The sequence below is a fragment of the Cupriavidus sp. GW823-FHT06D04 genome (assembly GCF_058795055.1).
The window spans coordinates 1-7,771 of sequence record NZ_JBXAHL010000086.1 but is presented as its reverse complement, the minus strand read 5'-3'; the positions used below and the strand labels follow the sequence as shown (position 1 = coordinate 7,771).

Below are 7,771 nucleotides of genomic sequence, written 5' to 3'. Positions count from 1 at the left end.
GCATCGCAGAGCGCAATCGCATCCTGCATCGCCATACGGGTGCCGGAGCCTAGCGAGAAATGCACGCTGCGCAGCGCGTCGCCCAGTAGCACCACCTTGCCATGCGACCAGTGCTCATTGCCCACCACGCTCGCCTGGAACCAGTTCGAGCGATTCCCCAGCAGGGAGTGGCCACCCAGGTCTTCTGCGAACACCTGTTCGCAGAATGCGCGACTTTCCTCCTCGGTTGCAGTGTCGAGGCCCGCGCGATGCCAGGTGTCCGGATCCACTTCCACCAGGAAGGTCGACAGGGCATCGCTGTACTGGTAAGCGTGCGCGATGAATACCCCATACTCGGTTTCCCGGAAAATCAGCGAGACCGGGTGGAACAGTTGATGGGTACCGTACCAGGCGAACTTGTTGCGGCGCACGTCGAAGCTCGGCCGGAAATGCTCCGCCAGCCGGGTCCGTACCTCGCTGTTGACGCCGTCGGCCGCCACGATGATGTCGGCGTCAGGTAGTTCGGCGGGGTCGCTCACGCGGCTGCCGTACTGAATCTCGACACCGGCCTCGGCGCAGGCCTCCTGCAGCACGCGCAGGAGGTCGATGCGCGAGGTGCGCGAGAAGTGGTTGTTATGCAGTGGCACTCGCACCCCTTGGTGGGTGACCTCCATATAGTCGCAACGCTGGTGATGCGCGGTAAACTTCCTGAAGAAGGCCGGATCCGCTTCCTCCAGGAAGGACAAGGCGATATCCGAGAACACCACGCCCCAGCCGTAGGTGGCACCGGCCTCATTGCGCTCGTGCACGACAATATGGTCTTCAGGATGCCGCTGCTTGAGCAGCAGCGAGAAGTACAGGCCGGCCGGCCCGCCTCCGATCACGACGACATTCATGGTAAGCCTCTTACTTGCTGGCCGGCGCAAGGAGCGCGCCGGCATTGGGGACGATGGGTGCCAGGTCAAGGTGTTCCAGCATCTGGCGGACCGTGCAGGCGGCGGTCGATGTCACCGGCAGGCCGATGGCGTCCTGCGCGGCCTGGATCGCCGGCAGCGACGGCATCTGCACGCAGGCCGACAGCACTACGACGTCGGCGTTGGCGGTGTTCAGGCGCTTGACGTCCTGCAGCAATTGCAGGGGATCGCGACGCCCGACCTCCAGGTTGTCGGGGATCTCGAACGACAGCGCGTCCAGCACTTCAATGCCTTCATGCTCGATGTACTTGACCACCGCGTCGGTCAGCGGCTTCATGTATGGCGCCATCAGCGCGATCCGGCGCGCGCCCGCCGACTTCAGGCCCGCGACCAGCGCACCGGCCGATGTCATCACCGGCGCGTCGCAGTCGTTCTCGCGCGCGACGCGCAGCAGGTCCTGCTCCACCTGGCGGTGGTAGCCCGGGCCCATCGCCATGATGGCGACCAGGCAGGCCGTGCTCATCACGTCGACACGCGCGTCCGCCAGTTCGGCGGCACAACGCAGGCCCTCGCGGTTCATGGCCTCCAGTTCCTCGCGCACCACGCGGTGCATGCGCATGCGGCTCGCGTGGAAGGTAAAGCGCTCCGGTAGCATCTGTTCCCGCGCACGCAGCATCGCCGGGATCTCGGTTTCCATCGTTGTGTTGGAACTGGGCACGATCTGCCCGATACGGTAGGTACGACTGTTCATGCTGGTTGGCCTTGGTCGGATAGATTGGTGTGCGGCTCGGTCTCGCAGTGGCGCCGGTACTGCTCCAGTGCGTTGCGCAGCGCGGCGGGCACGTTGATCACGTCGCGCGTTCCGCGTCGCACGCAGATCGGCGTAAGGCGGGCGACGAAAGCCGTCTCGCCACCCTCGCTCATGCGTGCCGTCATCGCAAGCGTGTAGGTCCGCGTGCTGATGGACTCGACCGAAACATCGATATCGATGGATTCATCCGGCCAGAGCGAGCGGCGGAAGTCGAATGCGAGCGCGCGAGTCGGCGTGCCGAATCCAAGCTCATCCTTGGTGCGTTGCGGGAGGCCGTCGAACAGGCGCTCATAGAACAATTCCGCAGTGGAAATGACGTATTCGGAGAAGCATGGCGTGTAGACCACGCCAGCCGGATCGCATTCGCCCCACTTGACGCGTCGGCGTACCGAGAACGGCGTTTCGGCGACTACGGCTTCAGTACAGATCATGCCGAGACCCTCCCGCGTTCATCTTTGCCCCGAGCCCTTGTCTCGTCCTCGAGACGGCGTGCCACCATTGCCCGCAGCGCGCCCTTGTCGACTTTGCCGACGCGAGTCACCGGAAACTCCTCGACGACTTCAATGCGCTCGGGACACTTGAACTTGGCGAGTCCCTGCTCGACCAGGAAGGCCGCAAGCCCGGCCACATCCGGCGCCACGTGTCCGGCGCGCAGGATCAGGTAGATGCACCCTTTCTCGCCGTAGAGCGGATCCGGCATCGCCACGAGCTTTGCATCCGCCACCGCCGGATGGCGGCTGACATACGCTTCCACCTCTTCCGATCCGATCTTCTCGCCGCCGCGATTGACGTTGTCGCGCAGGCGGCCTTCGAAGGTGAAGCAGCGGAAGCCGTCGATGACATGTTCGGTCATGAGGTCGCCGGAGCGCACAAAGCCGTCCCGCGTCAGCGTTTGTGCTGTCGCCTCCGTTGCCTTGTAGTAGCCGCGCAGGCTCGACGGCCCGCGGAAGCAGAGTTCGCCGGGCGTTCCCTGCGGCGCCGGCTCGTCCGTTCCCGGTACTAGCAGGCGGATCTCGTCATCCGGGCAGCCGGAGAAGCCTTGCGTGCCGTGGCGAACGGCCGCCGGGAAGCGTGCGCCGGCGCCCAGCAGCAGCCCTTCGGTCGTGCCAAACAGGTTGAAGCAAGGCACCCCGAGATGCGCTTCGAGTGCATCGGCACGCGTCATCGTGCCGAACAGTTCGAGCGATGAAAGATCGTGCCGCGCCATCTCCTGGTAGGCAATCATCTGCGGCGCGACCGGTCCGATGGACATGCCGTGCGTGACGCGATGCTGTTCGATCAGTTGCAGCATGCGGGCAATGTCCACACGAGGCATCAGCACCGACGTCATGCCAGCGGCCACGACAGGGGTCAGCACGTAGAGCTGGCCGGCGTTGTGCAGCAGCGGCAGCGACCAGATCAGGCGGCTGTGCTCGGTCTGGCCGAGCTGGCGCATGCAGGCCAGCGCATGGCCGATGTACTCGGCATGGAAGCGTGGGATGATCTTCGGCACGCCGGTGGTGCCGCCGGACAACTGGAAGCTGAGGACGTCCTGGCTCCCGATCCTTACCCCGGCCAGCACATCCACCGCTTTTTCATAGGGAATGGCGTCGATCAGCGCGTCCAGCCCGTGCTCGTCCGGCGCGCCCTGTCCCTGCACAGGATTGCCGCGCGCCACGATCAGCTGCTCCAGCGAGGGGTGGCGCTGCGCCATGCCGCGCGCAAATCCGGCAAGGTCGAACGCGCTGAAGTCAGCCTGCACGAAGTAGGCGCGCGGCTCTGCTTGCGCGGACAACTGGCCAATCTCGACTTCGCGGTATTGCGGCACTGCGCACACGGGAATCACGCCGGCCTTGTAACAGCCCATCAGCGCGACGACCGTATCGATCGTGGTGCCCATCTGGAAGATCGCGCGATCCCCTGCCCCGAGACCAAGCTGGTGCAGCGCCGCACCAAGGCGTTCGCTGCGTTCGTCGAGTTCGGCGAACGTGATCGACCGCTCGTCGCTGATAAAGGCTAGGCGGTCTGGGTGACGCCGCGCGGTCTTGCGCAGCGCGCCGCCGAGCGTGTCGTCCACCCACGCGCCGGTCTCGAAGTACCTGGCCGCGTCTGCGGGCGGGCAATACTCCACGCCTTCGATCGGAAACTGAATTCCGGTCATGGTTGTCTCCTGCTATGTATCCTGCTTTTCAGGCTGTCTCTTGCCCACGCGGTACGATGCGCACCGTGTCGCGACCGAACGACTCGATCCTGCCGTCCAGGCCGCCCGTGAAGAGCCCGTACCAGACGGCTGGCTTCAGTCCCAGTGCGCGACGCCCGAACTCGACAGGCCCGCTCGCGGCAATCACGGTATAGTCACCGAGGTCGCTGACGTGGCAGTCCGGCATGCGGTGTGCGGCTTCCGTCAGCGAGGCGAACTCGGGCACGTTCAGCACGAAGATGCGCAGGGAGGACTTGCTCATGCGTGACACTCCTTGTCCAGGTTCAGGCGGCGGCCCAGGATCTCTGCCTTGCGCAGCCAGATATCGTCGATCGAGGTCACGCTTGCCTGTCTGGCCCGAGCCTCGTCCTCCAATTCGATCGCTGCGGACAGCGTCGCATCGGCGTCACGGGCGTCCAGCGCTTCGAGCTGCCGTAGCTTGCGCGTTATCTCGATGAAGTAGCCATTCGGATCCCGGAAGTAAATCGATTCGATCACCTCGTGCGCGGTTTCCGTGGACACCACCACGCCGCGCGCTTCCAGACGGGCCTTCCATGCCTGCAATTCTTCCTGCGTATCGACCAGCCACGCCGTGTGGGTGGCATCGAAGACGTGGTCGTCCGGAAGCGGTGGGCGGCGGTCTCGGCCGGCAAGGACCTCCGGCTCGACGCTGCCAAGGTAGTAGAAGAAAGCGATGGTGCTGCCGTTGCCGCTGTCAAAGAAGAAGTGCAGGAAATCGGGGTGCGTCGCGGTGCCCCAGCCACGCGCCGAGATGGTGTGGATGAGCGGCAGGCCAAGAATGTCGCGATAGAACGTGACGGTGTCCTTCAACCGCCAGGTCGGCCGGGCCGTGTGGTCGACACCGTGCAATCGCAGAGGGGCGGCACCAGCCGGGGTGGAACTTGCATACATCGTTGCGTCTCCGGAAAAGTCTTTGTCGGATGCGTTATAGCGGGAAGGTTTCACGCAGCCACGCCTGCAGCAGGCGTCCTGCCTGGGAGCGGCCCGGCTCTTCGCCCTTGGCCAGCGCGCGGCCATGGTGGTCACCACGAACACGGTGGTATTGCTTCTCGGCACTGCCAATGCCGTGAAAGATGTCAGCGATCACCGTTGGGAAACACGCCTGGTCACCCGTGTACTCGATCAGCAAGGTGGGCTGGCTGATGGCCGGGGCCGTCCGGGACAGCGCGGCATTCGACGACAGCCCCGACCATGTCGACAGCCAGCTCTCCGGCGAACAGGTGCGTGCGAAGCCAACCGAGCCGTAGTTGGAGGCGAATGGATCGGCGCCCCAGAGCGACCCGTACTTGCGGTCGGACGGATCGAGCGACAGATCGAAGCAGCGCAGGTCGGCGTCGGTGCGCCAGACGGAGAAAAGCTGGGTATGGGCAGCGCGCCGGCGGATGGCATCGCTGACCGTACCGGGATTGCGCTTCACTTCGGCACGGGCGTCCATGCGTTCGGCAATCATCGTCCTGGCCAGTTTGTCGAGGCGCTGCACCCGTGCCATCTGCGCGGCCCGATAGCGCACGACGAAGTCAGCGCGATAGCTGGACGACTCGGGGGCCGGCGCAAAGCCATTGGCCCCGGAGAATGCATCGAGCGTCGCGTCGACGGACAGCGGGTCGCGCTCGTCGGCCACCGCAGGATCGATGCAGCCCTGCAGCAGCACGCCCTGCCCCGGATGAGGCGCGACAAAGACGACGCCGTCTACCGCCGGCAGCAGGGCCGACGCAAGATTGGTGGCTCGGCCGCCGGGCGTCCGACCGATGCGCGCCGCGGACGCGGCATTCGATTGCTGAACGTACAGCGCATATAAGCCGCTGCCTCCGGAATTGCCCAGCAGCACGATGCGGCGAAAACCCGCTTCACGCAGATAGCGCACACCGGCCGCCACGTCGTACAGCGCAAATTCATGCTCCAGGCGCTGATCGTTGCCGACCGAACGCGGGGATTGCGACCACGCCGCATAACCTGCTTCGACGATGTCGGGAATCAGGTAATGGCAAGCCATGAACTCACGGGGATGCATGATGCAAACCACGGTGTCCGGTCGGCCGACGGCATAGAGGGATCCACTTGTAGCGGCACCATCTTCCGTGCGCAGCACTACGTTGCGCGTCATGGTGCCGGCAGGCACGTCCCGCGGATTCCAGTCCGTGTTGAGGAAGCCCGCGATCGGACCAGAAGGCGCAGGCGAAGCGCTGGGGGGCGTCTTGATTGTCATCGTCACTCACTCCGTTTTTTACAGAATAGTCCATTTTTCGACGCATACGTAAATTCTTTTTTCGAGGGACGCGAAGGTGATACGGACAAGTGGCGTACTGAGCATGTATTAGCCACAGCGGAGCACCCGAGCGCGGGTGCAAAGCTGGCGTTCAGTCGACTTCTTGTTTATCGTGAGAAGCTTCTCGACGCCTGCGTCGAAAATCTGAATGACAGCTCATGGCAAAGACACAGACGAAGAGCGATGCGCTGCGGGACTCGATCCTGGAAGTGGCGACCCGCCTGTTCATCGAGCGCGGCTTCGACGGCACCGGACTGAACGACATCGCCGACGCCGTGGGATTGAGCCGTCCGGCGCTGTACTACTACTTCAAGAGCAAGGAAGCGATTCTTGAGGAACTGACCACCGCGGTGACGCGCACCGCCGCCGAACTGGCTACCGAGCCAATGCCCGAAGAGATGCGCACGCCTTCCGGGATCCTTCGTCACCTGGTGATGCGTCACGCGATGCTGATCCTGTCTCACCCGTTGCAGTTCAGGGTCGTGGAGCGCAATGAGAACAACCTGCCTCCAAAGCAGCGCAAACTGGCCGAGCAATCGCGTCGCGCTGTGCTCGCTCAGTTTCGGCAGGCCGTCGAATCCGGTATCGACCAGGGGAAGTTCCGCGTGATGGATGCCAAGGTCGCTGCATTCTCGATCATCGGCATGTGCAACTGGACCGCGTGGTGGTTCAATCCATCGGGGCAGGCTTCCATGGATGAGGTGGCCCGCCAGGTTGCCGACATGGCATTGGGTGCACTGGAACTGCCCTCGAGCCGCAAGCTCGATCAGGCTGGGCCGGCAGCCATACTCCAACTCTTGCGCGACGACCTGACACTGCTGGAGCGCAGCCTGGACTCGCCGGCGGCAGCGGGCAAGACGGCCCCATAGCAGGAGAGGCAACGGGCGGGATGAAGTCCTGCCTGCAACAACTGGTTGTTTGGCCGGATGCGTAGCTTAAAGATGCTGATCAGGAACGCTAATCGCGGTCCCACAAAGACGACCTCAGGGTTCGCCCGGGAATCAGGCTCGTCGGATTGATCCATATGAAGTAGTTCCAAAATCATGCATGTGACGTAGGCGGCGGTCCAGGCGGTATTGCAGCGCCCTGAGAAGCGCGCCCGTGCCTAACGTGGGATTTTCCCCAATGTTCCTGCCGGCGGAACTGGGAATAATAGCGAGGCCATCTTCTTCCAGAAGCCCCCGCGCGCCGCACCGTGGTGCAAATACGGGTGGCCTGCTTCTTGCGAGAGGCTGCTGTTCCGCGCTGACAGCGCCGCACCAGACGGCGCGAGCAGGAGATTCCCATACGCCCTCGCCGTCATACATGAATGCCACCTGTATCTTTCCGCCTGTGCTTGACCCGCATCAGCCCGCCCTGGCAGGGTGGCATCGTGAGCTGGACCGGGTGCAGGATTTCGACCAGGTCACGGAGATGGTCGGCCGCGCGTTCAAGCCCCATGCGATGCAGTTGCGCGACCCGGCCCGTACCCTTTCCACGCGCTTGTTTTCGACCCGGGTCGGGCGCCTGTCGCTTTTCTTCCTGGAGTACGGCGCCGAGGTCAAGGTCGAGCCGGATTGCTTCGATGGCTTCGTGCTGGTGGAGATTCCGCTGCGCGGCGG

The 7,771-nt window shown here is 64.0% G+C and carries 9 protein-coding genes; 2 read left to right on the top strand and 7 right to left on the bottom strand.

Going from position 1 to position 7,771, the window contains the following annotated elements:
• The 7 genes from AC1Q7H_RS39510 to AC1Q7H_RS39480 all read right to left on the bottom strand — a co-directional run.
• Positions 1–875: FAD-dependent monooxygenase (locus AC1Q7H_RS39510; RefSeq protein ID WP_492316792.1), on the bottom strand; the 875-nt coding region annotated here is incomplete at its 3' end.
• A gap of 10 nt (positions 876–885) precedes the next feature.
• Positions 886–1,644, bottom strand: a complete 759-nt coding sequence (locus AC1Q7H_RS39505) for a maleate cis-trans isomerase family protein (protein WP_492316791.1) — start codon at positions 1,642–1,644, stop codon at positions 886–888.
• Positions 1,641–2,135, bottom strand: a complete 495-nt coding sequence (locus AC1Q7H_RS39500; RefSeq protein ID WP_492316790.1) for an acyl-CoA thioesterase — start codon at positions 2,133–2,135, stop codon at positions 1,641–1,643. The genes AC1Q7H_RS39505 and AC1Q7H_RS39500 overlap by 4 nt, the downstream gene beginning before the upstream one ends.
• The gene (locus AC1Q7H_RS39495; RefSeq protein ID WP_492316789.1) at positions 2,132–3,844 is read right to left on the bottom strand and encodes an AMP-binding protein; all 1,713 of its coding nucleotides are present in this window, start codon (positions 3,842–3,844) and stop codon (positions 2,132–2,134) included. The genes AC1Q7H_RS39500 and AC1Q7H_RS39495 overlap by 4 nt, the downstream gene beginning before the upstream one ends.
• Before the next feature lie 28 nt (positions 3,845–3,872).
• The gene (locus tag AC1Q7H_RS39490; RefSeq protein ID WP_492316788.1) at positions 3,873–4,145 is read right to left on the bottom strand and encodes a hypothetical protein; all 273 of its coding nucleotides are present in this window, start codon (positions 4,143–4,145) and stop codon (positions 3,873–3,875) included.
• Entirely contained in the window at positions 4,142–4,849 is a 708-nt protein-coding gene (locus AC1Q7H_RS39485) for a VOC family protein (RefSeq protein ID WP_492316787.1), read from the bottom strand. Before AC1Q7H_RS39485 ends, AC1Q7H_RS39490 begins: the two co-directional genes overlap by 4 nt.
• The gene (locus AC1Q7H_RS39480) at positions 4,830–6,110 is read right to left on the bottom strand and encodes an alpha/beta fold hydrolase (protein ID WP_492316786.1); all 1,281 of its coding nucleotides are present in this window, start codon (positions 6,108–6,110) and stop codon (positions 4,830–4,832) included. Before AC1Q7H_RS39480 ends, AC1Q7H_RS39485 begins: the two co-directional genes overlap by 20 nt.
• Positions 6,111–6,328: 218 nt before the next feature.
• On the opposite strand from AC1Q7H_RS39480, the gene AC1Q7H_RS39475 reads away from it, so the two are divergent.
• Positions 6,329–7,039 carry a TetR/AcrR family transcriptional regulator gene (locus AC1Q7H_RS39475; RefSeq protein WP_492316785.1) on the top strand — a complete coding sequence of 237 codons (711 nt, stop codon included), beginning with the start codon at positions 6,329–6,331 and terminating at the stop codon, positions 7,037–7,039.
• 436 nt (positions 7,040–7,475) lie between these two features.
• Positions 7,476–7,771: AraC-like ligand-binding domain-containing protein (locus AC1Q7H_RS39470; RefSeq protein ID WP_492316784.1), on the top strand; the 296-nt coding region annotated here is incomplete at its 3' end.

What these genes read in the sequence shown, in the direction of transcription:
- AC1Q7H_RS39475 (WP_492316785.1), top strand. Translation starts at nt 6,329, where the DNA reads ATGGCAAAGACACAGACGAAGAGCGATGCGCTGCGGGACTCGATCCTG.
- AC1Q7H_RS39495 (WP_492316789.1), bottom strand. Translation starts at nt 3,844, where the DNA reads ATGACCGGAATTCAGTTTCCGATCGAAGGCGTGGAGTATTGCCCGCCC.
- AC1Q7H_RS39500 (WP_492316790.1), bottom strand. Translation starts at nt 2,135, where the DNA reads ATGATCTGTACTGAAGCCGTAGTCGCCGAAACGCCGTTCTCGGTACGC.
- AC1Q7H_RS39480 (WP_492316786.1), bottom strand. Translation starts at nt 6,110, where the DNA reads ATGACAATCAAGACGCCCCCCAGCGCTTCGCCTGCGCCTTCTGGTCCG.
- AC1Q7H_RS39490 (WP_492316788.1), bottom strand. Translation starts at nt 4,145, where the DNA reads ATGAGCAAGTCCTCCCTGCGCATCTTCGTGCTGAACGTGCCCGAGTTC.
- AC1Q7H_RS39505 (WP_492316791.1), bottom strand. Translation starts at nt 1,644, where the DNA reads ATGAACAGTCGTACCTACCGTATCGGGCAGATCGTGCCCAGTTCCAAC.